This is a genomic window from Streptomyces gilvosporeus (genome assembly GCF_002082195.1).
Taxonomy (GTDB): Bacteria; Actinomycetota; Actinomycetes; order Streptomycetales; family Streptomycetaceae; genus Streptomyces; species Streptomyces gilvosporeus.
The window spans coordinates 3,138,636-3,159,607 of record NZ_CP020569.1; the positions used below are offsets into that span (position 1 = coordinate 3,138,636).

A 20,972-nucleotide genomic window follows, 5' to 3' on the forward strand; every position below is an offset into this window, starting at 1 on the left:
CAAAGAGGCCCGGGGAAGGGGTCGCTTCGGCACGGCAGCGTCGAACACTGCGGCCGAAGGTCTCGCTGGGCGTGTCACACGCCTCCGGGCGCCGGCTCACGACGTCACCGCGCGAAGTGCGCTCCACCAGGGGCGGTGGTCAGGTGACGGGTGGGCAGTATGTCGACGGTCCGGCAGAGAGCTACTCCCCTTCTGCTGTCCGCAAGGGTACGCGGTGGATCCATCCCCGCGCGACCAGCTCCAGCACCACCGCACACGCCGCGGCCTGCACCGCGAGCAGCGCGACCAGCACGAACAGCTGGACCGCACCGGCCTGTACGGGCGAGGCGCCGCCCAGCAGCATCCCGACGAAGGCACCGGGGAGTGTGACCAGTCCCACGGTCCTGGTCTGATCCAGCCCCGGCAGCAGCGCATCGGACGCGGCCGGGCGGGCCACCTCCATCCGCGCCTCCCGGTCCAGCAGCCCCAGCGCCAGCCCCGCCTCGAACTCCCCGCGCCGTATCTCCAGCTCGTCCAGCGCGCGCCGCCCGCCGAGCACGGTGGCCGTGAGCGCGCCGCCGATGAGGATGCCGGTGACGGGGATGAGGGTGAGGCCGCGGGGTGGGAGGAGGCCGGTGAGCAGCAGGAGGGCGATGACCGGGGCGACCCCGACGGCGATCGGTACGGCGGCCCACCACCAGGTGCGGTTCTGGGTGATCCGGCGGCCCGCGGTCCGTGCCGCCACCGCGAACATCAGCATGAGGAAGCACAGCAGCCAGGGCAGCGCCCGCACCACCCAGCCGATGAGGTACGAGACGGCGGCCAGCTGGGCGGCGGCGCGCAGCCCGGCGAGCGCGATGGCCCGGGAGTGACCCAGGCGCGCCACGGCGGCGACGGCCACGGCGGCCGCCAGCAGGACGGCGAGGACGACCCCGAGGGTGGCGTTGACCGGCAGCAGCACGCGCTCACTCTAGGAGGGCGGGTGCGGGCGCGTGCCGACCGGACTGCTCCGACCCACTCATGGCGGTCCGTCAGCGGGGCGACAGGGGCCCGGCGAAACGGCTGCCGCCGGAGGTCTCGTACCGCTGCCGCTACGTCCGGATGTGGGTGGGGGTGAAGCATGTGTCCGGCTTGGCTGCGGACGCCGCGGAGAAGCGCGGGCGCGGCGCCACCGGGGCGGCGGGTGTCTTGGGGGTTTCCGAGGGCTTTCGGCCGCCCTCGCGCAGCTTGCCGGGGAACGCGGTGATGTGGGCGATCGGGCCCCCGTAGGCCGGCAGTCACGGGGCCGACGGCCCCTGGGATCACGTGAATTCCTTTGGGTGCCCCGGGTGCTGGGCCGCGGGGGTGTGCGGTGATGATAGGCGGCACGTTCCGCCCGCCCCCCAGGGAGAGCCCCTCTTGGCAGCCGACCTCATCGCCGACCGCCCCGCCCGGCCCGCCCTCGCTCTCGTCGGCGCCGGGCCGCGCGGGACGAGTGTGCTGGAGCGGATCTGCGCCTCCGCCGCCGAACTGGCCCCGGGCGCCCACCTGACCGTCCATGTCATCGACCCCGCGCCGCCCGGGGCCGGTCGGGTCTGGCGTACGGCCCAGTCGCCCGAGCTGCTGATGAACACGGTCGCCTCGCAGGTCACTTTGTTCACCGACGAGAGCGTGGAGTGCGCCGGGCCGATCCGCCCGGGGCCGAGCCTGCACGCCTGGGAGGGCTGCGACGTCGGCCCGGACGACTATCCGGGGCGGGCGCTGTACGGGCGCTATCTGGAGTGGTTCCACGAGCGGGTGGTGCGCACCGCTCCCCCGGAGGTGACGGTCGTGCCGCACCGGGCCCGTGCGGTGCGGCTGGCGGAGGCGCCCGATGGCTCGCAGTCGCTCCACCTGGACGACGGCCGGGCGCTGCACGGTCTGGGCGCGGTGGTGCTCGCCCAGGGGCATCTGCCGGCCGCGCCCGCCCCGGAGCAGCAGCGGCTGGCCGACTACGCCGCCGCGCACGGGCTGCACTACCTCCCGCCCGCCAATCCCGCCGATCTCACCGAGGATCTGGCGGCGCTGCCCCCGTGCCGCCCCGTCCTGCTGCGCGGCCTCGGGCTGAACTTCTTCGATCACATGGCACTGCTGACCACGGGCCGCGGGGGACGGTTCGTCCGCGGCGCGGACGGCGCGCTCGCCTACCGGGCCTCCGGGCACGAGCCCCGGCTGTACGCGGGGTCCCGGCGCGGCGTGCCGTACCACGCCCGCGGTGACAACGCGAAGGGCGCGCACGGGCGCCATCTGCCGCTGCTGCTCACCCCCGAGGTGATCGCCGCCTTCCGTAAACGGGCCGACTCCGGTGAACAGCCCGACTTCCTGGGGGAGGTGTGGCCCCTGGTGGCCAAGGAGGTGGAGTCGGTCTACTACGAGGCGCTGCTGCGCCGCGCTCCTGGAGGCGCCGCGCTGCGGGAGCGGTTCCGTACGCGCTTCCTGGGCAGCGCGCACCGCAGCCCGCAGGAGGCCGCCGTCCTCGACGCGTTCGGGATCGCGCCCGCCGAGCGCTGGTGCTGGGACCGGATCTCCCGCCCGTGCGGGGACCGCCGGTTCGCCGACCGTGCCGCCTTCCGCGACTGGCTGCTGGCGCGGCTGCGGGAGGACGTCGCGAACGCGCGACAGGGCAACGTCGCGGGCCCGGTGAAGGCGGCGCTGGACGTGCTGCGGGATCTGCGCAACGAGCTGCGGCAGATCGTCGACCACGGGGGTCTTCGGGGCGCCTCCCGCCGCGACCACCTGGACGGCTGGTACACCCCGCTCAACGCCTTCTTGTCCATCGGGCCGCCGCGGCGCCGTATAGAGGAGATGGCCGCGCTCCTGGAGGCGGGGGTGCTGGAGGTGGTCGGGCCCCGGATGGAGGTCGGCCTGGGCGCTCCCGGTGGCCGCGGGGCGGGCTTCACGGCGTCGTCGCGGGCCGTTCCGGGCGCCGCGGTGACGGCGGGCGCCCTGATAGAGGCGCGGCTGCCGGAGCCTGATCTGCGGCGCACCGGGGACGAGTTGCTGGCCCGCCTGCTGGCCGACGGAGGCTGCCGGCCGCACACGGTGGACGGCTACGAGACCGGCGGCCTGGATGTGTCGCCCAGCCCGTACCACCTCATCGAGGCCGACGGCCGCCGCCACCCGCGGCGCTTCGCGGTCGGGGTGCCGACGGAGGGGGTGCACTGGGTGACGGCGGCGGGGGCGCGGCCCGGAGTGGGGTCGGTGACGCTCTCCGATACGGACGCGGTGGCGCGGGCCGCGCTCCGGGTGGCGGCGCGGGCCGGGCGCCGAAACGTTCCCGCCGTCGCCGACCCGCCAGATGTTGAACTTGCAAGTACTGTTTAGGCACCCCTAACCTATACCTCCAACGGTTACCTCGTCCCCACCGTAGGAGACTTGACATGTCCGCTCCCCTCGCGTCGTTCACTCAGAGAGCGACCCCGCACGTCCTCGCGCTGTTCCGCGTCGTCGTCGGGCTGCTCTTCGCCTGCCACGGCGCGTCGGCGCTGTTCGGCGTCCTCGGCGGCGCCATGGGCACCGGCCACTCCGTCCCCACCGGCGCCTGGCCGGCCTGGTACGCCGCGGTCATCCAGCTCGCCGGCGGCATCCTGGTGCTGGTCGGCCTGAGCACCCGCGCGGCGGCGGTCGTCAGCTCCGGCTCGATGGCCTACGCCTACTTCTCGGTCCACCAGGGCACCGCGCTGTGGCCGCTGCAGAACGGCGGCGAGCCGTCGGTGATGTTCTGCTGGGCCTTCCTGCTGATCGCCTTCATAGGCCCCGGCGCCTGGTCGCTCGACCGCCTCTTCTTCGGCGACCGCCAGGCCGCGCAGGCACCCGCCGCGAAGCCCGAGCCGAGCGCCGTCTGACACACCCCGTCCGGGCCCCGGGCCCGGCAGCCTCCGGCCCGTACGGCGCGCAGCACGGCGCCGTACGGGCCGTTGTCGTCATCGGCCCCCCGTCGGTCGCCGACGCGCCCCGCGCACCTCGCCCGCCCCAGCTCAGAGGCCCCAAAAGGCCAGGCGTACGCTGTATGGCGCTAGAGCCGCCCCTGCCGCACGAAGCGACGTCGCGGCGGGGTCCGGACCGGGAGTGGCACGTTGTGGGAAGACTTGGGGCCGCTCAGCGGCACCCCCTGGGTGTACGCGATCGTCAGCCTCTCCATCGTCCTTGACGTCTTCGTGCCGATCCTGCCCAGCGGCGTCCTGGTGGTCGCCGCGGCCACCACGGCCGCGGGCGCCGGCACCGCCGCCGATGCGGTCGACTCCGTACGGACCGGCACCGCGGTCCACGGCGGGACCCACCATGTGGCCGCGATGGTCTCCCTGGTGCTGTGCGCGGCCACCGCCTCGGTGCTGGGCGATATGGTCGCCTACCGCCTCGCCTGGCGCGGCGGCGACCGCTTCGACCGGGCCCTCGCCCGCTCCCGCCGCCTGGCCGCCGCGCAGGAACGTCTCGGCGCGGCGCTCTCCCGCGGGGGCGGCGGCATCGTCGTCCTGGCCCGCTTCGCTCCCGCCGGGCGCTCCGTGGTCAGCCTCGGGGCGGGCGTCGCCCACCGTACGGTCCGCGAGTTCCTGCCCTGGTCGGCGCTGGCCGGGCTGGCCTGGGCCGCGTACAGCGTGAGCCTGGGCTACTTCGGCGGCCGGTGGCTGGGCACGTCCTGGGTGAGCACCGCGGTCCCGGTGCTCGCCCTCTTCGCGGCGGGGTCGGCGGCGCTGTTCCTCATACGGCGGCCGGAGCGGCGGCCGGCCCACTGACGGGGCGCGCCCCGGGGCCGCGGAGGAGTGGCTCCGGCGGGCGGAAAACGCCTGGCTCGTTGTCAGACCTGGCTGCGACGATTGCGGGTATGAGCATTCCGAACGTTTCGAGCGATCCGAACGGCAACTGGCGTCCGCGGCCCGAGACCGCCGCGGACACAGCGGCCGTCCGCCAGGTCCATCTCGCCGCGTTCGGCACCGCCGAGGAAGCGGACCTCGTCGACGCGCTGCGCCGCGATCCGCGGGCCTGGCTGCCCGGTCTGTCGTATGTCGCCGACGCCCCGGACGGCACGCCCGCCGCCCATGCCCTGCTGACGCGCTGTTACGTCGACGAGGTCCCGGCCGTGGCGCTCGCCCCGTGCGCGGTACTGCCCGGGTATCAAAAGAGCGGCGCGGGCAGTGCCGTCATCCGGGCGCTGCTGGCGGCCGCGCGGGCGGCCGGTGAGCGCACCGCGCTCGTGCTCGGCCACCCGCCGTACTACCCGCGCTTCGGCTTCGTACCGGCCGCGTCCCGCTATGGCATCCGGCCCCCGCAGCCATGGCCGGACGACGCCTTCCTGGCGCTGTCCCTGGACGACTCCATACCGCCGCGGGGCACGGTCCGTTACCCGGCGGCCTTCGGCATCGACTGAGCGGGGCGGGGCCGCGGTCCCCGCTGCTCCGGCGGCTCCGGGACGACCGCGATCGGGCATGCGGCGTGCAGCAGTACGGCGTGCGCCACGGGGCCCAGCCGACGGCGCCGGCCGACCACGACCAGATCGCTGTCCCGGGACGCCGCCACCAACTGCCCGGCGGCATCCGCGTTCCGCAGCTCCACCTCGACGTCGGCCTCCGGGTAGCGCGCGCGGTACGGGGCGAGGGCGTCGGCCAGCCGCGCATCGAGCGCGCGCTCGTACTCCCGCTGCGTGGCCGCATGCACCGCTCCCTCTGCGACGACGGGCGGCACCCGCTCGGGCCAGGCATAGCCGGAGACGATCTTCAGGCGCGCACCGCGTCGGCTCGCCTCGGCCAGCGCGAAGCCGACCGCACCGGGCTCCCCGGCGGACGCGTCCAGGCCCAGCGTCACCTGCGGGACGTCCGGCGGCAGGCGCTCGCCGTCCTCGTCGCACCGGGTGCCGGCCCGGTCCGGGCGGGGCACGACCACGACCGGGCAGGCAGACCGGTCGGCACAGGCCAGGCCGTTGGAGCCGAGCAGCAGAGCGGCGAAGCCGCCGCGGCCGCGCGAGCCGAGGACGAGCAGATGCGCCCCGTCACCGAGCGTGGGCAGCTGGGAGCCGGTCAGCCCGCTGAGGCTGCGGAACTCCGCCTCCGGCAGGCTCCTGGCCAACGGCTGGGCCCGCAGCTCGTCCAGCACCGGATCCCCGGTGGCGTCGTCGGCGGCGACCTGGTGCGCGGTGACGTACGGCCAGACATGCACCACCTGGAGCGTCACGGACCGCAGCCGCGCCGCCTCCGCGGCCCACCGCAGCGCCCGCTCGCCGTCCACCGAGCCGTCCACCGCAACGACGACCGGGAGGCTCCCGCTGTCCGCCATACACGCCCCTGTGCGTCGGCCCCCGCGATGCCACCCCCTGCGATGCCGCCCAACCCCTCCCTCCTCCCCCGCGCCCCTCCCGTCTCCATCCTGCGCCCGCCCGCATGCGGACGACAGCGGACGGGGTTCCGGCCCGGCAGGGAGTCCGACACGGAGTAAAGTCGACCGTCACCCTCCTCCCCCTCCGCAGGGAGGAGCCCGCACCACTCACCCCACGAGGCACATTCCGGTGAACACTCCGACGGTCGTCGAATGGATCGAGGCCGACGAGCCCCGCTCCGCCCGTTGGCGTTCCGAGAACGGCTCCCCGCCGCCCCGCCGGATCGTCCTCGCCGACGACCGCACCCGTGCCGACGACGCCTACACACTCGTCTGCGAGGGCACCGCCCTGCTGTGGCGCGGCGATTTCCACAACGCCCGGCAGCTGCTGACGGCGCTGGCCCGCCGTATCGACCGCCGGCCCCGCAAGAAGCTGCCCGCCGATGTCACCCAGGCGTTCCATCTCCACCGTGCCGCCCAGAACCAGCGCGCCCGCATCCTGGGCATGCTGCTGATCCCGCTCGACGCGTCCTACACGGTCCCGCTGCACCGCGCGCCCGATGTCCGCGAGGCGTGCACCAGGGCGTACGGGCCGCCGTCGGCACCGGACGCCGCGGGGGCCCCGCCCGGCGACTCCCTGCTCTCGCTGCGCGAACTGCTCGCCCTGATCGGCGCCAACGAATGGCGCCGCAAGGGCGTCGAGATCCCGGCCCTGGGCGGCGACCGGATCCATCCCCACTACGGCGTCTTCTCACCGGCCCGCGGCGAATACGTGGACCTGGTCGCCGAGGCGCCGCTGCCCGGCCCGGAGCTGGCGTTCGACATCGGCACCGGCACCGGCGTCCTGGCCTGTGTACTGGCACGGCGCGGGGTGCGGCGGATCGTGGCCACCGACCAGGACCCCCGCGCGCTGGCGTGCGCCCGCGAGAACACCGAACGCCTCGGCGTCGCCGGCCAGGTGGAGGTCGTCGAGGCCGACCTCTTCCCCGCCGGACGCGCCCCCCTGGTCGTCTGCAATCCCCCGTGGGTTCCCGCCAAACCGACCTCCCCGGTGGAGCGCGCGGTCTACGACCCGGGCAACCGGATGCTGCGCGGCTTCCTGGACGGCCTGGCGGACCATCTGACACCGGACGGCGAGGGCTGGCTGATCCTCTCCGACCTGGCCGAACACCTCGGCCTGCGCCCCCGCGCCGAACTCCTCGACGCGTTCGCCCGCGGCGGCCTCACCGTCCTCGACCGCCTCGACATCACCCCCCGCCACCCCCGCGCCCGCGACACCTCCGACCCGCTCCATGTGGCCCGCGCGGCAGAGGTCACGTCGCTGTGGCGGCTGGGGGCGAGGGGTTGACGCCGTAAGGCGTTCTCAGCCCGGAGCCCGCAGCCCCGCGCAGGCGTTGCGCAGATAGCGGCGCCAGTCCCCGGCGTCATGACGGATCACCGCGGCCAGCCCGCAGACGATCATCACCACATCACCGACCTCGGCGTCCGTCCGCACGGTGCCCTCCTCCTTGCCGCGGGCGAGGAGTTGGGCGGCGATGGTCTCGGCCCGCGCCCGCCCTTCCCCGACCGGTTCGGCCGATCCGAACGCCGCCTCGATGGACGCGGACAGCCCTCGTTCGGCGCTGAGCACCTCCCCGATGTGTTCGAGGTAGGCGGCCAGCCCGTCGGATGCCTCGGCGCGCGGCAGGCAGGACGTGCGCCCGAACTCGACGATCTCCGCCTGCCGTTGCTCCCCCACGGCGGCGATCAGGGCCGCCCGGTTCGGGAAGTGCCGGTAGACCGTGCCGACGCCCACCCCGGCCGCGCGGGCCACCTCGGGCATCTGCGCCTCGTCGCCGCGCGCACGGAACACCTCGCGGGCGGCGTCGAGCACAAGGCTGCGGTTGCGCTCGGCATCGGCGCGCGGTCTGCGCTGCGGCGCGGGGGAGGTCGAGGAGGCTGCCACGCCGTCGATGCTACTGCTACGCTGAAGAAACGGAATCGGATTCCGTTTCCGCTACAGCTACAGCTACAGCTACAGCTTTCCCTCCTGCTCTTTCGCACGTCGTCCCATGTCCGACTCCGGAGAGGACCAGCGATCACCATGTCCGAGAGCGCCGAGAAATCCGAGAAGCCTGAGAAATCCGAGAAGACAGCGCGGCCGAGGCCGTCCGCGGAGCGCTTTTTCGTGTTGCCGGCCGGCGCACGACGACCGGGGCGGGTCCCCCTCCCGCCGGGTTTCGCCGTCAAGGCCCGTACGCACGACACCGAGGGCCGGCTCTCCGTCCTGGAGACCCGGCTCGACATCGACATCCCGCCGCACATCCACCACGAGGCCGACGAATTCCTCTACATCCTGGAGGGCGAGATGGAGGTCGACCTCGACGGCGAGACCCACCGGCTGACGCCCGGTATGTGCGTCCTGCTGCCGCACGGCATACCCCACGCCCTGCGCAACGCCTCCCGGCCGCCCGCCCGGTGCCTGCAGATCTCGTCACCGGGAGGCTGGGAGCAGTTCGTGGAGGACATGTTCGAAGCCGGTCCGGTGGTCATGACGGACGGGCACCCCGACCTCGACCGCCTCAACGAGATCGGCGCCGCACACGGGATGGAATACCGGCGCTGAATCCCGCCCCGGCGACCCGCCGTCCATCGGGCACCATGGACGCACCATGGACACCCCGTACCTGCTGTCCCGCGCCCGCCGGCTCGCCGCCGCCGCGCACCCCGGCCGCCGCCGGTTGCTCGGCATCGCGGGCCCGCCCGGCGCCGGCAAGTCCACCCTCGCCGCCCATCTGGTGGCGGAGCTCGCCGGACAGGCCGTACTGGTCCCGATGGACGGCTTCCATCTCGCCGGGGCCGAGCTGCGCCGCCTGGGCCGGATCGACCGCAAGGGCGCACCCGACACCTTCGATCCCGCCGGATATGCGGCGCTGCTGGCCCGGTTGCGCGAGCCGGAACCGGGCACCGACGTCTACGCCCCGGCCTTCGACCGCCGTATCGAGGAGCCGGTCGCCGGCAGCATCCCCGTACCGCCCCAGGTCCCCCTCGTCGTGACCGAGGGCAACTACCTCCTCCTCGACTCCGCGCCGTGGAGCCGGATCCGGGGCCTGCTCGACGAGGTGTGGTACGTCGATCTGGACGCCCGCGACCGCATCCCGCGGCTGATCGACCGTCACACCCGCTTCGGCCGCCCGCGCGCCGACGCCGAACGCTTCGTCCACGCCTCGGACGAGGCCAACGCCCGCACCGTGGCGGCGACCCGCCACCGCGCCGATCTCGTCGTCACCTTCGCCCCCGAAGAGGCCCCTCTGCCGCCGAATGCAGCGAATTGAGCATTTCCGGCACCTGGTGGACGGCCCGGACGTTGCACCGGTGGACCCCGACGCCGAGGACCGCCGCACCGCCCCGCCCGCCGCCGACCGCCCCGCAAGGACGTACCCGCGATGACCCACCCCTTCGCCGCCTGGACCGAGATCGACAACGGCCTGGTGCCGGTCGAGGACGGCGAGTTGTTCTACGAGACGGCCGGCGACGGCCCCGCGGTGGTGCTGCTGCACGGCGGCATGCTCGACCAGCACATGTGGGACGAGCAGTTCTCCTGGCTGGCGGGGTCGGGCCACCGCGTCATCCGCTACGACTTCCGCGGCCACGGCCTGTCCTCGACGGTGTCCGGGGACTGGGCAAACCACGACGATCTGTGCGCCCTGCTGGACGCGCTCGACGTCCCGAGCGCCGTCCTCGTCGGCCTCTCGCACGGCGCCCGGGTCGCCCTGGACACCGCCCTCGCCCACCCGGAGCGGGTCGGCGCGCTGGCCCTGGCCTCCCCCGGTGTCAGCGGCCGCGCCTTCACCGATCCGTTCGTCCTCGAGCACATCAAGGGCCAGGTGGCGGCGATCGGCGCGCCGGACGGCGACGGTATGGAGCGCTTCGTGGAGCACTTCCTGCGGATGTGGGTGGACGGCCCGCACCGCCGCCCCTGCGATGTCCACCCCGGACTGCGCGAGCGGATCCGCGCCTCGGCCGCGGCCAATGCCGAGGCGCACGCCGAGGGCATGGGCGCCGGGATGCCGCTGGAGGTCGGTGCGGCCGACCGGCTGTCCGAGATACGGGTGCCGACGGTGGTGTTCGACGGCGACCTCGACAGCGGGGACATCGCCGCCAATGCGCATGCCCTCGCCCTCGCCGTCCCCGGGGCCCACCGGGTCCGGATACCGGGCGCCGCCCACATGGTCAACCTGGAGAACGCCGCCGTCTTCGACCAGGCACTGCGGACGTTCCTCTCCGCGGTCGACGGCCATCGGTCATCGGACATCGCCAGATAGAGTGACCCTGCCGTGGTGTTCGGGAAGACCGGTGACGGACCCAGTGGGTCCCAGGCCGGAGCGGCCCTCGCCACTGTGATCGGGGAGTTTCCGTCCCTTTCCGTATGCGCGGCCCCGCGGATACGGCGCCACTGACCGCAGCCTGCGGCCGGGAAGGCGGGGGCGGACGCGCAGACCCGTAAGCCAGGAGACCGGCCACGGCATCTCACGAACTGATCCACGAGGTGCTGGAGCGTGACCGCCGGATGGCTCTGTCCACCGATACATCAACCACCCCTGCCCCCGCCGCGTTCCGCTGGCGCCGGCAGGACACCGTCCGTACCGCGGGCCTGATGGCCGTCATAGCCGGACTGCACGTCGTCGCCTTCGGCGTGCTCTTCCTGCTGGTCGTGCCCCGCCACTACACCGTCGGCAGCCAGGTCTTCGGCGTCGGGCTCGGCATCACCGCGTACACCCTGGGCATGCGGCACGCCTTCGACGCCGACCACATCGCGGCCATCGACAACACCACCCGCAAGCTGATGGCCGACGGCAAACGGCCGGTCTCGGTCGGCTTCTGGTTCGCCCTCGGCCACTCCAGCGTGGTCGTGCTGATGGCGGCCCTGGTGGCGGGCGGCGCCCAGCTCGCCGGCATCCTGCTCAACGACTCCTCCCGTACGCACCAGATCCTGGGCACGGTCGGCACCACGGTCTCGGGAACGTTCCTCTACCTCATCGCCGCGCTCAACCTCATCGCGCTGACCGGGATCTGGCGGGTCTTCCGCGGTATGCGCGACGGCCGGTACGACGAGGCCGAGCTGGAGCAACGGCTCGATGCGCGCGGCTTCATGAACCGCATCCTGGGACGCCTCACCCGCTCGATATCGCGCCCCGGCCAGATGTACCCGCTGGGCTTCCTCTTCGGGATCGGCTTCGACACCGCGACCGAGGTGACCTTGATGGTGATGGCGGGCAGCGGCGCCGCGGCCGGGCTGCCCTGGTACGCCATCGTGTGCCTGCCGCTGCTGTTCGCGGCCGGAATGAGCCTCTTCGACACCCTCGACGGCACCTTCATGAACTTCGCCTACCAGTGGGCGTTCTCCAACCCGGTGCGCAAGGTCTACTACAACCTCACCATCACCGGCCTGTCGATCGCCGTCGCCTTCTTCATCGGCACGATCGAGCTGGTGACCGTGCTGCACGACAAACTCGGCCTCGACGACCCGCTGACCGGCTGGATCTCCGGACTCGACCTCGACAACGTCGGCTTCCTCATCGTCGGCCTGTTCGTGGTGGTGTGGGCCGCGGCCCTGGCGTACTGGCGTCTGGCCGGCGTGGAGAAGCGGTGGGCGGCGCGGGGGTCTTCGGCGGAGGGGCAGGGGTAGGGGTAGGGGTAGGGGTAGGGGTAGGGGTAGGGCCTGTCCCGGGGGTCGTCGTGAGCCGCCCGCGACGACCCACCGGACAGGGCCGGCCCGGCGGACAGGACCGGCCCGGCCGGGGGCATTCGGCCCGTCAGGTGGCCGAGCCGGCCGCCGCGCCGGTCATCAGGTCGGGACCCCAGCGCTTGAGCTCCGCCGCGAGATCGAGCGGTCGCAGGCGGGGCGCCTCGTCCGGACCGGGCCACTCCTCCCGCGGCACCCGCCACATCACCTCGAACTCGTTGCCGTCCGGGTCCTTGGCGTACAGGGACTTGGAGACGAGATGATCGCTGGCACCCACCAGGGCGCCGCGAGCCGCCAGCCGGTCCTGGGCCGCGGCGAGTTCGCCGAGCGTGCCGACCTCCCAGGCCAGGTGGTAGAGCCCGGCCCGGCCCGCCTCGGGCCCCGGCGCGTCCGGCCCCACCGCGAACAGCCCCAGATCGTGGTCGTTGAGCGAGCCGGGAGCGCTGAGGAAGGCGGCGCGCCCCGGTATCTCGACGTCCAGCGTCAGCCCGAGGGCTTCGGTGTAAAAAGCGACGGACCGGTCCACGTCGCGGATGTACAGCACCGCGTGATTGAGACGTCGTACGGACAAGACCTTCTCCTCAACTCCCGGCCGCCGCGCCCTCGGGGCACCGCGGATCATGTGGTTCTCTGCACTTGCGCCTTGATACGCACTGCTGCCGAACGGACTGCTTCCGTAGGAGCTCCTTCCGGACGGGCTCCTTGCGGACGGGCTTCTCCGTACGGGCTCCTTCCGTACGACCTGCTCCCATGGGAGCTACTTCCGAAGCAGCAGCACGCCCCCGGCAAGCACCACGGCGAGCACCAACGCGGCCGCTCCGTAGGCGAAGCGGTGGGCGCGCAGCGCGGGCACCAGGCGGTCGGCTGCGTACCGCCCGGGTCCGGTCAGTGCCAGGGCGGCCGCGCCCGCGGTCAGCAGCAGTTCGTACTCCACGCCCTTGGGCGCGAAGAACCCGCCGCCCCACTTCACGGCGAGCGCGTTGATCATCGTGCCCACGACCGCGGCGCCCGCGAGCGGGGTGAGCAGCCCGATCACCAGGCCGAGCCCGCCGAGCGTCTCGCTCAGCCCCGCCACCAGGGCCATCGACCTGCCCGACGGATAGCCGCTCATCGTGAAGAACTGTCCCGTCCCGTCCAGCCCGCCCCCGCCGAACCAGCCGAACAGCTTCTGCGCCCCGTGACCGGCCATGGTCAGCCCGAGCACGATGCGGAGAAGGAGCAGACCGGCGTCATGGCCGGACGAGGACGGGGCGCGGCGCATCTCGGTAGCGAGCCGGGGGACCTGGAGGGTGCTGTGGGGGGACGTCATGGTGAGCGCTCTTCCCGTGTCGAGACAGTTGTCGTGGTCGGGCGCCATCGCCGGGTGCCGTCTTCGGGCGGCTCCGCGAGGCGTGGACGATTTACTTGAAACTTCAAGTCAATGCGTTCGACGATACACAGCCGCCCCGAAACGGACAACCACCAGCAAGCCGAACAGCCCACCTCATGCGCACCCCCGGGGCCCGGCCCCCGGGCCCCGCCCCAGGCAGCCGGCACCCGGCATCCGGCATCCGGCATCCGGCATCCGGCATCCGGCATCCAGGCGACCGCCCACCTCACCCCGCAGGAACCGCCACCACCTGCGCCTCCGCCCGCCCGTAACCGCCCCACCGCACGCGCACCTCACCGGGCACCCGGCGCCCGAACGTCGCCGCCATCACGAACCGCACACCCTCACCGGGCCGGACCGTGGCATCCTCGGGCAGATTGCGCGCGACGCCCCCCAGACCGTCGGGGTCGACACGCACGCCGAACGCAGTGGCCGACCCCACATTCCGCAGCTCGAACCCGTACCGCCCGAGCCGCCCGACCTCCCAGCGCACCTCGCCCGGCCCACCGCCGCCCACCTCCGGCATCTCCACCATCTCCGGCAACTCCAGCGACGGCGCCCGCTCCCCCAGCAGCCGCAGCGCCGACGCCAGGGCCTCCTCCACCGCCCACGCCCGCCGCTCCGCCGCCTCCGCCTGCCGATGGCTGATCTCATTGGCCTCCCGACCGATCCGGGCCTGCCGCTGCGCATCCGTCCAGGCCCCGATCGAAATAAGCAGTGTGAGCGCTACGCCCGCACTTGTCCCGATATCTCCCGCTTGTATGCACGGACCATAACGAGCCACCGCCCCTCGAACGGCGAGCACGCGACACCGTGTGTGGCCGTCGACGACTGACGTCAGGCACGGGCCTCCAACCGCCGTCGGTGACCTGCACCGCGAAGGCCGTCGATTCCGCCGTCGCGACGCCGACATCGCGTAATGCCCTCCGGCCGTCCAGGGCGCTCTCTTCGGACGATCTGCCCGCCGACCGGAGGCAATCGCCCTAGACTCCAGGCTGCGCGGCACCGGCAACCAGGGGGAGAAGCACGATGTCTGCAGACGAATTCACCACGCAGTGGGTCCAGCTCGGCGAGGGAGCCGGTGACGGCCCGGAGGGGTACATCGCACGGCCGACCAGGCGCGAACCCGCTGGAGCCGTGATCGTCGCGGGAGAGATGTTCGGGGTTCCCGGGCATCTGCGGGACATCTGCGGCCGGTTCGCGGCGCACGGGTATACCGCGATCGCACCGGACTTCTACTGGCGTCACCAGCGGCGCTCGCAGTTCGGGTACGAGGAGCCGGAATACGGGCAGGCCATGACGCTGATGAAGGGGCTGCGCCGTGACGAGGCGCTGTCCGACGTCGCCGCTGCGCGGGTCACCGCTCAGCAGTACGCCGGCGGTGGCGGCACGGCGATCCTCGGGTTCAGCGTCGGCGGGCACATCGCCATGCTGGCGGCGACGGAGAGGCCCTTCGACCTGGTGGTCAACTACTACGGGGGGTGGCTGCTGGACGGTGGCATTCCCATGGCCGAGCCGCTGCCCCCGGTCGCCCGGAGTGAGGCCATTGCCGCCAACTCCGGCTTCGTACTGGGATTCTTCGGCGCGCATGACTTCGTCATGTCACTCGACGAGTGGCATCGCATCGGCAGCCACCTCGACGCCGCCGGCGTCGCCCACGAGCAGATCACCTACCCCGAGGCAGGCCACGGCTTCTTCAACGACGAACGCCCCGACTACTACGACGAAATGGCCGCCAAGGACGCCTGGCAACGGACGCTCGACGCGCTGGCACAGCACGTCCGATCCGACTGAACGCAGGTGCCCCCGCCTCCTCCTGAGCAGCGGAGGCGGGGCCATAGGCCACCTAGGCCACCTCGGCCACGTCTGGCGCCGGATCAGCATGGACTCCGGCCGACCACCGACGGGAAGTTCGTCCCGATCGGCAGGGTGAGGACCCCACGATCCGCACGCACCAACGGCGTTGGCTTGCCACGCCACACACCCTCACTTCTGACTCAGATCGCTCCACGCTCCCCCGGCGTTCCCTACGCTCGAAGTACCGGCGAAGTACGAAGACGCACCGAAAACTCACCGAAGACTCAAGGCCTCAAGATGCCGAACGCTACGAATGGAGGACCGATGAAATCCACCCTGATCCGTCTGGCGTCCCGCGCCGCATCCTTCCTGCTGCACGGACGGCGCCCCCGGTTCGACCACCCTGACTCCCACCGTGCCGCCCGGCCCGACCAACACGCGGACCTGATCAACCACTACCGCCCCTCTTCCCCCGGAGCGATCGGATCAGCACAGGGACTCCTGTGACCACACGCCCCTCAGCAGCCTCAGACCGCCACCCACATCCCTGAGCCACACGCCACTGCGCTGACGTCCCGACCGCGCGTGCCGGGACGTCAGCCATCAGCCGCCGCCTCACCGCCTGCCGCACCTCGTAAGACCGAGCTCATCGACGTCATCCGGATAGCGGATCCCGCCAGGCACCTCACCTCAAAAGACCTGGCCGGCGACGCTGTTGCGGTCTGGGAAAGGGACCAGGCCCAGCAGGTATGGGGGCTGATCCTGGACCTGCCAAGCAGCGAGCCGTACCGCTGCTTCCTCCCCGGCTGGGGAATCCGGGCCCACAGCACCGCTGAGCAACTCTTCGAGATCGCCTTCTGCTTCCGTTGCCACGGCGCCCGCATCTGGGCGTCGGACCTGCCTGCGGAACAGCGGCATCAGACCTTCGACGGGGAAAGCCCCGCAGCCCAGGAACTACTCCGCCGATTCCGCTCGAGCGTCCCGAACTGAACCCCGGCACGCAGTCGCGCCAATTGCACCGACGTCGTAGGGGCTCACATTCTTCGGCCGACTCTCACGAACGACGGCCAGCGGTGATGGGCCCAGATCCGCGAGATCCCTGGAGCCAACCAACCCGACTTGGGCTGACGATCGCCGCTACCGTCAGGGCGCTCCCCATCGACGGCTTCCGGAGACGCCCCCGACGGCACATCGAGCCAGCGGAGTAACGAAGCATGCGACCCGCGACCCGCGACCCGCATGCAGAACTCGCACCTACGAGCGGCTCTTACGGTACCGCTCATACGCCTTGAGGTATTCCGCTCCGGGCGGGGCGATTTTTACGTAGTCCTTCAGGCTGAACTGCCCCTCTTGCGTCCACCCTTCTTTGTCTTGGAGGACCTCTCCAGGCCAGCGCGCGGGATTTTTCGATTCGATATAACCCATATTGACCAGCCGGTCGAGCTCAAGCTTCATTGGCCCCAGGTTAACCCTGTCCATCATTACCGGCCCTTCGTCGACCAGCGCTTTCAATTTCTCGCGCTCGGGCTTCGTCAGTAGGCCGAAGATCGCTATCTGCAGATCACCCACTTCGCCCTTCACTTTCTCGACCGTGGCGGAGAGCCCCTTCGGACCGAGGCCAATAGCCTTGAACTCGTAGTCTTTGGCGATGAGCAAGGAGACGACGCAAACTCCAACGAGCAGCACAAGCATGACTATGATGACGTCATTGGAGTGGAAAACCGCCGCAAGGCTGGTTGCCAACACCATCAGCATTATGGCGAGAGCGCCGAACAACGCCTCTTCCGAGATTCCTTTTCCGCGAATACTGCAATGTCCACTCATTCGCAACACCCTCTTCGCTCACGGCCCGCGAAGAGAGTCGGACCCGATCCTTGCCAGCGCACGGCCCTCCAGATCCAGTATGCCTCTGGGGCAAGCCATACGGGCATGATCGACTCGACCCCGGCCCGCGCCGCAGACGGCGGCGTCGACGGCAGCCGCACTACACAGTTGCGTCACCGGGTACGAGGCGCGAGAACCTGGAGGCCGCGCAGAGATCGGCCTTAACGGTGTCATTGGCCCCTGCTGAGCAGCATGGGGCAACTGCCATGCCGGGCAGCGTCCTTGAAGGTGTGGGTGCGATGCCGCAGATGGTACGGGTCCCGATTTCGGCGTCCACCAACTGGGGGACGTACGAAGCATTGACTGGCCGACGCACGACGGGGGAAAGGCGGAACGGCGGGGCGCGGAGATCGACTCCACGCCCCGCCGTCTGTGCACCCGCCACCGGTCACGGTGGGCAGCGGTGAATCCCGGTGGGTCAGCCGGCGGCGCTGACCGCGCCGTAGTACGTCCTTGCGGCCTTCCGGCAGGCCGCCTTCAGCCGCGCACGCGCCGCGGGCGGGTAGGGGTCGGCCCAGGGCTTGTAGTCGCAGGCGCTGTACAGGTCCCTGAGAAGGGCCTTGTCGATGCGCTTCTTGTGGTCCTTCTTGAAGTAGTAATTGCCGACGAGCGACTTGTAGTTGCGATAGCCGAAGTCGTGGCGCCAGCAGCCCATCTTGAAGCTGTAGCCGCCCGGCTGCGTGTCCGGAGAGTTGGAGCAGTAATCGGTGTTCCAGTTGAACTTGTACTTCTCGATCGACTGCTTGTGGGCAAGGTGCTGATTCATCGCGTCCAGCCACTTACCGGTCGAGGCATTCGAATCCTGGGTGAGGCTCTTCATCTTGGCAAGCTTCTGCGCTTTGGTCACGGCGGCGGCCGCCGAGTGGGAAGCGGTTCCGGTGGGCGCGGAATCCGCCAGCGCAGGCGCTGCCCCGGTGGTGAGAAGAGCGCCCGAAAGGGCGATCCCGGTCAGTGTGGCACGCAACTTGGTCAAGACTGCTTTCCCTTTCCGGTTGAGGTGGCGGCAACGATGGCATGTCCGCGGCACGGGAGCAATTGATTCCCTCTCGGCCGACGTATCGAGGAATACGGAATGTGTTGCTCCGAGCGTCTGACCTGGCCATATGCGTGAGTCCAGCGGCCGTATACCAGTCTCGCTATATGCCATGCACGGGATGCTTCAGGCTCCGGTCGGCGGAAATAAGAAGAAGCTCAGATCTTGCTCAAGTGGGCGTCGGACGAGACCGAACTTCGACTAGTCTTCGAATGTACATCTGTTCCGAGGTTGATCGGTGTCGAACGAGCAGGAGTTGAAGGTGCGTCATCAACGGGGGATGACTTTGGAGCGCACCAAGCCCAGGAGAATTCCGGGCGAAAGGCTGGAGGAAACTCTGGGGCGAGCCGTGCGTGAACGGCGCGAAAAAACCGGAATGACACAGACCCGGCTCGCCGAACTTTCCGACCTGACCCAGGCAGCGATTTCCCGGCTGGAGCACGGAAAAAGCATGCCGACATTCCCTTTGATGGAAAGAATCGCCCGGGCCTTCGGTTCGACCCTCATCGTCGCGGTCGAACCGGGCCACGGCGTGACCGTCACCTTCGCCGACAACGGTGACACCGTCTAGCCTCGGCATTCCCTGACGGCTGGCCGGTCCAACTAGCGGGCCGTTCCGGCCTGTTGGGTGATTTCGCGCAGTGCACGTGCCCAGCTGTCGCGTCAGGGGAGCTCCGAGTTCCACGACTCCGGTCGGGCGGTGCTGCTCGTAGGGACGGAACGCTGCTGGTCAGCCGGGGTTCGGGAGGGCTTCCGGCCATGTCCCGGCATCGGTGATGACGCGAGGTGCAGGGCGCGTCACCCGAGGCCAGATGTCGGCGCATCGGCCACAGCGATCATGTCGGTGACCGCTGCGTTGTTGCTGACCAGGGCGGCCCTTCGCCCGGACGAGTACGCAGCTTCGAGGGCGGCGATCGCCCGAGGTGGGGCGTGCAGAAGAAGCTGTATGCAGACACCACGAACAACCGCCGGAGTCGGACGCCCCCTCAGCCTCGGCTGTGCGTCGCTCCCCCTGCTGCGGCGGCGCCTGCGGCAAGCGGATCAACGCCTCGCTGCTGGCACTGGCTGGTCGAACAACAGTGACTGAGTCTTCACGATCCGTAGGGAGGCACTGGGCCACATGGACCGGCTCTGGCGTCGCCGTCGTGCACGCCCTCAATAGGGGCTGCCGGCGAATACAGCCGTCAAAGCCCCCGCGGAATGATCTCCACGGGGGCCTTTTCACTGGTGGGCACAGACGGATTTGAACCGCCGACATCTGCTTTGTAAGAGCAGCGCTCTACCGCTGAGCTATGCGCCCTGGCCGAGCCGACAGAGTACCTTGCCGACGGGGCTGCACTGCAAACCCGTGCTCGAAGTGCGAACTTACCGGCCGGGGTGTTCGTTTCCGGGGAGTGGGAGAATGACAGTCGGTTCTGGGGCGTATCCGGTCGGGAGAGGGATGTGACGGCGACACACACGCAGCCGTATGAGCAGCGAGCACGCCGTCGGCGCCGCGGGGGACCTGTCAGGGATGTGGTGGCGCTGGTGCTGCTGCCGTTGCCGGTGCTGGTGGCGATGGCGCCGCAGTCGTTCGCCGGTGGGGGGACACGCCGGTGGTTCGGGCGCGGGGAGGGTCAGCGGGCCGAGGCGCAGGCCGCGAAGGACGCGGCGGCGACGGCGTTCTATGAACTGGACACCGCGCAGCGGGATCTGCGGATCTCGATAGAGACGATCACGGCGGTCGACAATTCGCCGGCGGCCCGGCGGGCGGCGCAGGGGTACGAGGAGCTCGGTCGGCGGATCGACGAGGTGAGCCTGGGCTATATCACCGCCGTCGATTCCCATGATCTTGACCGTGACGAGGTGGACGGCGCGGCCATGTCGCGGGCGCGGGCGGATCTGGTCCGGGCCAAGGACGAGCTGGACCGCGTCAAGGGTGAGCTGGACCGTTTTGCGCAGGGGCTGGGGCCGCTGTTGCAGGGCGCGGAGACGCAGCTGGCGCGGCTGGCGCCGGCGGTGGAGCGGGCGCGGCAGGCGCTGCTGGGGGCCAGCAATGCCCTGGACGGTGTGCGGGCGCAGGGGCTTACGGCCGACGATCTGGCGGCCCGGCTTGCGGGGCTCGCGCCGGAGCTGACCAAGCTCAATGAGGGGGCCGGGCAGCACGGCGTCCAGGAGACGATCCGGCGCGCCGACGAGGTGCTGCGCAAGGCCGAGGAGATACGGACCGAGGCGGCACGGCTGCCGGAGCGGGCGGCGGAGATCGACAAACGGCTGGTGTCGCTGCGGACGCGGGCGCAGGCGATCACGACGCGCGCCGAGAAGGTCGATCCGATCCTCAGCGAACTGCGGCGGCGCTACAGCGCGGCGTGCTGGCAGGACCTTCAGCAGGTGCCGGAGCAGGCCGCGCAGTCCGTCCGGCAGGCCCAGGTGAAGCTGCGGGAGGCGCAGCAGGCCCGCGACGAGCAGCGCTGGGCGGACGCCACGAGCCGGCTGGGGACCGTACGGGCGCTGCTGGACGGTACCGACGCGGCGGTGTCGGCGGCCGGCGACCGGTTGCAGCGGCTGGATGCGGTGTCGTTCGACCGGCAGAAGGAGGTCGAGCGGACCCGCTTCGCGATCCGCGACGCCCAGCGGCTGGCGATGGCCGGGCGCCATACCCCCGATCCGCGGCACGCCGGCCCGCTGGACGACGCGGTGGCACGCCTGGAGCGCGCGGTCGCGAGCCTGGAGGGGCGGCATCCGGACTGGTGGCACTTCCTGACCGAGACCGAGGCCGTACGGGAGACCGCGGCCCGGGTGGTGCAGGAGATCCGGGAGGCCCGGGGGACGGCCGGCGGCTGAGCCGCCGGAGGCCCCCGGCCCCCTGCTCCACCGCCCGC

At 71.3% G+C, this 20,972-nt stretch carries 22 protein-coding genes, 1 tRNA gene and 1 riboswitch; of the genes, 14 read left to right on the plus strand and 9 right to left on the minus strand.

Annotated features, from left to right (window positions below; translation table 11 throughout):
* Positions 1–181: 181 nt before the first annotated feature.
* Positions 182–940 carry an ABC transporter permease gene (locus tag B1H19_RS13830; protein ID WP_083105043.1) on the minus strand — a complete coding sequence of 253 codons (759 nt, stop codon included), beginning with the start codon at positions 938–940 and terminating at the stop codon, positions 182–184.
* 437 nt (positions 941–1,377) lie between these two features.
* Here B1H19_RS13830 and B1H19_RS13840 point away from each other — a divergent pair, with 437 nt between their 5' ends.
* From B1H19_RS13840 to B1H19_RS13855, 4 genes are all read left to right on the plus strand, one after another.
* Complete coding sequence (locus B1H19_RS13840; RefSeq protein WP_083105045.1) at positions 1,378–3,321, plus strand: FAD/NAD(P)-binding protein; 1,944 nt, start codon at positions 1,378–1,380, stop codon at positions 3,319–3,321.
* Positions 3,322–3,377: 56 nt separating this feature from the next.
* Complete coding sequence (locus B1H19_RS13845) at positions 3,378–3,842, plus strand: DoxX family protein (protein ID WP_083105046.1); 465 nt, start codon at positions 3,378–3,380, stop codon at positions 3,840–3,842.
* A gap of 231 nt (positions 3,843–4,073) precedes the next feature.
* Complete coding sequence (locus B1H19_RS13850; RefSeq protein WP_083105047.1) at positions 4,074–4,730, plus strand: DedA family protein; 657 nt, start codon at positions 4,074–4,076, stop codon at positions 4,728–4,730.
* An 89-nt stretch (positions 4,731–4,819) separates the two neighbouring features.
* Positions 4,820–5,362 (plus strand): GNAT family N-acetyltransferase, encoded by a 543-nt coding sequence (locus tag B1H19_RS13855; protein WP_083105048.1) that lies wholly within the window; start codon positions 4,820–4,822, stop codon positions 5,360–5,362.
* Here the strand turns inward: B1H19_RS13855 and B1H19_RS13860 are convergent.
* Positions 5,335–6,264, minus strand: coding sequence for a universal stress protein (locus tag B1H19_RS13860; RefSeq protein WP_083105049.1), 930 nt, complete (start codon positions 6,262–6,264; stop codon positions 5,335–5,337). The two genes, B1H19_RS13855 and B1H19_RS13860, sit on opposite strands and share 28 nt — an antisense overlap.
* 229 nt (positions 6,265–6,493) lie before the next feature.
* On the opposite strand from B1H19_RS13860, the gene B1H19_RS13865 reads away from it, so the two are divergent.
* Positions 6,494–7,651, plus strand: coding sequence for a methyltransferase (locus B1H19_RS13865; protein ID WP_083105050.1), 1,158 nt, complete (start codon positions 6,494–6,496; stop codon positions 7,649–7,651).
* 15 nt (positions 7,652–7,666) lie between these two features.
* Here B1H19_RS13865 and B1H19_RS13870 read toward each other — a convergent pair whose 3' ends face one another.
* Positions 7,667–8,248, minus strand: coding sequence for a TetR/AcrR family transcriptional regulator (locus tag B1H19_RS13870; RefSeq protein WP_083105051.1), 582 nt, complete (start codon positions 8,246–8,248; stop codon positions 7,667–7,669).
* A 222-nt stretch (positions 8,249–8,470) separates the two neighbouring features.
* On the opposite strand from B1H19_RS13870, the gene B1H19_RS13875 reads away from it, so the two are divergent.
* From B1H19_RS13875 to nicT, 4 genes are all read left to right on the plus strand, one after another.
* Positions 8,471–8,908, plus strand: a complete 438-nt coding sequence (locus tag B1H19_RS13875) for a cupin domain-containing protein (protein ID WP_237289286.1) — start codon at positions 8,471–8,473, stop codon at positions 8,906–8,908.
* Positions 8,909–8,954: 46 nt separating this feature from the next.
* Positions 8,955–9,617, plus strand: coding sequence for a nucleoside/nucleotide kinase family protein (locus B1H19_RS13880; protein WP_083105053.1), 663 nt, complete (start codon positions 8,955–8,957; stop codon positions 9,615–9,617).
* Between the two features lie 111 nt (positions 9,618–9,728).
* Positions 9,729–10,607 (plus strand): alpha/beta fold hydrolase, encoded by an 879-nt coding sequence (locus B1H19_RS13885; RefSeq protein ID WP_083105054.1) that lies wholly within the window; start codon positions 9,729–9,731, stop codon positions 10,605–10,607.
* Positions 10,604–10,821, plus strand: a riboswitch (cobalamin riboswitch). Its footprint overlaps the gene before it by 4 nt.
* Complete coding sequence (gene nicT / locus B1H19_RS13890) at positions 10,820–11,971, plus strand: Nickel transporter NicT (RefSeq protein ID WP_083109619.1); 1,152 nt, start codon at positions 10,820–10,822, stop codon at positions 11,969–11,971. Its footprint overlaps the riboswitch before it by 2 nt.
* A gap of 127 nt (positions 11,972–12,098) precedes the next feature.
* Here the strand turns inward: nicT and B1H19_RS13895 are convergent, their stop codons facing one another.
* The 3 genes from B1H19_RS13895 to B1H19_RS38650 form a co-directional block, all read right to left on the minus strand.
* Positions 12,099–12,599: a VOC family protein gene (locus B1H19_RS13895; protein WP_083105055.1), complete on the minus strand. Its 501-nt coding sequence runs from the start codon at positions 12,597–12,599 to the stop codon at positions 12,099–12,101.
* A gap of 186 nt (positions 12,600–12,785) precedes the next feature.
* Positions 12,786–13,337 (minus strand): DoxX family membrane protein, encoded by a 552-nt coding sequence (locus B1H19_RS13900; RefSeq protein WP_083109620.1) that lies wholly within the window; start codon positions 13,335–13,337, stop codon positions 12,786–12,788.
* Between the two features lie 286 nt (positions 13,338–13,623).
* On the minus strand, positions 13,624–14,181 hold the full coding sequence (locus B1H19_RS38650) for a hypothetical protein (RefSeq protein WP_203237150.1): 558 nt from the start codon (positions 14,179–14,181) through the stop codon (positions 13,624–13,626).
* Positions 14,182–14,426: 245 nt separating this feature from the next.
* On the opposite strand from B1H19_RS38650, the gene B1H19_RS13910 reads away from it, so the two are divergent.
* From B1H19_RS13910 to B1H19_RS13920, 3 genes are all read left to right on the plus strand, one after another.
* A complete protein-coding gene (locus B1H19_RS13910; RefSeq protein ID WP_083105057.1) occupies positions 14,427–15,191 on the plus strand; it encodes a dienelactone hydrolase family protein in 765 nt (254 codons plus the stop codon).
* Positions 15,192–15,518: 327 nt separating this feature from the next.
* Positions 15,519–15,701, plus strand: a complete 183-nt coding sequence (locus B1H19_RS13915; protein ID WP_083105058.1) for a hypothetical protein — start codon at positions 15,519–15,521, stop codon at positions 15,699–15,701.
* Between the two features lie 78 nt (positions 15,702–15,779).
* On the plus strand, positions 15,780–16,184 hold the full coding sequence (locus tag B1H19_RS13920; RefSeq protein ID WP_083105059.1) for a hypothetical protein: 405 nt from the start codon (positions 15,780–15,782) through the stop codon (positions 16,182–16,184).
* A gap of 264 nt (positions 16,185–16,448) precedes the next feature.
* Here B1H19_RS13920 and B1H19_RS13925 read toward each other — a convergent pair whose 3' ends face one another.
* Both B1H19_RS13925 and B1H19_RS37925 read right to left on the minus strand, forming a co-directional pair.
* Positions 16,449–17,018 (minus strand): hypothetical protein, encoded by a 570-nt coding sequence (locus tag B1H19_RS13925; RefSeq protein WP_159028055.1) that lies wholly within the window; start codon positions 17,016–17,018, stop codon positions 16,449–16,451.
* Between the two features lie 478 nt (positions 17,019–17,496).
* On the minus strand, positions 17,497–18,051 hold the full coding sequence (locus B1H19_RS37925) for a phospholipase A2 (RefSeq protein WP_159028056.1): 555 nt from the start codon (positions 18,049–18,051) through the stop codon (positions 17,497–17,499).
* A gap of 298 nt (positions 18,052–18,349) precedes the next feature.
* Here B1H19_RS37925 and B1H19_RS13935 point away from each other — a divergent pair, with 298 nt between their 5' ends.
* Positions 18,350–18,682 carry a helix-turn-helix domain-containing protein gene (locus B1H19_RS13935; RefSeq protein WP_203237151.1) on the plus strand — a complete coding sequence of 111 codons (333 nt, stop codon included), beginning with the start codon at positions 18,350–18,352 and terminating at the stop codon, positions 18,680–18,682.
* A 654-nt stretch (positions 18,683–19,336) separates the two neighbouring features.
* On the opposite strand, the gene B1H19_RS13940 is transcribed toward B1H19_RS13935, so the two are convergent.
* Positions 19,337–19,411 (minus strand) — tRNA-Val (locus tag B1H19_RS13940).
* Between the two features lie 143 nt (positions 19,412–19,554).
* On the opposite strand from B1H19_RS13940, the gene B1H19_RS39255 reads away from it, so the two are divergent.
* Complete coding sequence (locus B1H19_RS39255; RefSeq protein ID WP_203237152.1) at positions 19,555–20,934, plus strand: hypothetical protein; 1,380 nt, start codon at positions 19,555–19,557, stop codon at positions 20,932–20,934.
* The last annotated feature ends 38 nt before the right edge of the window (positions 20,935–20,972 follow it).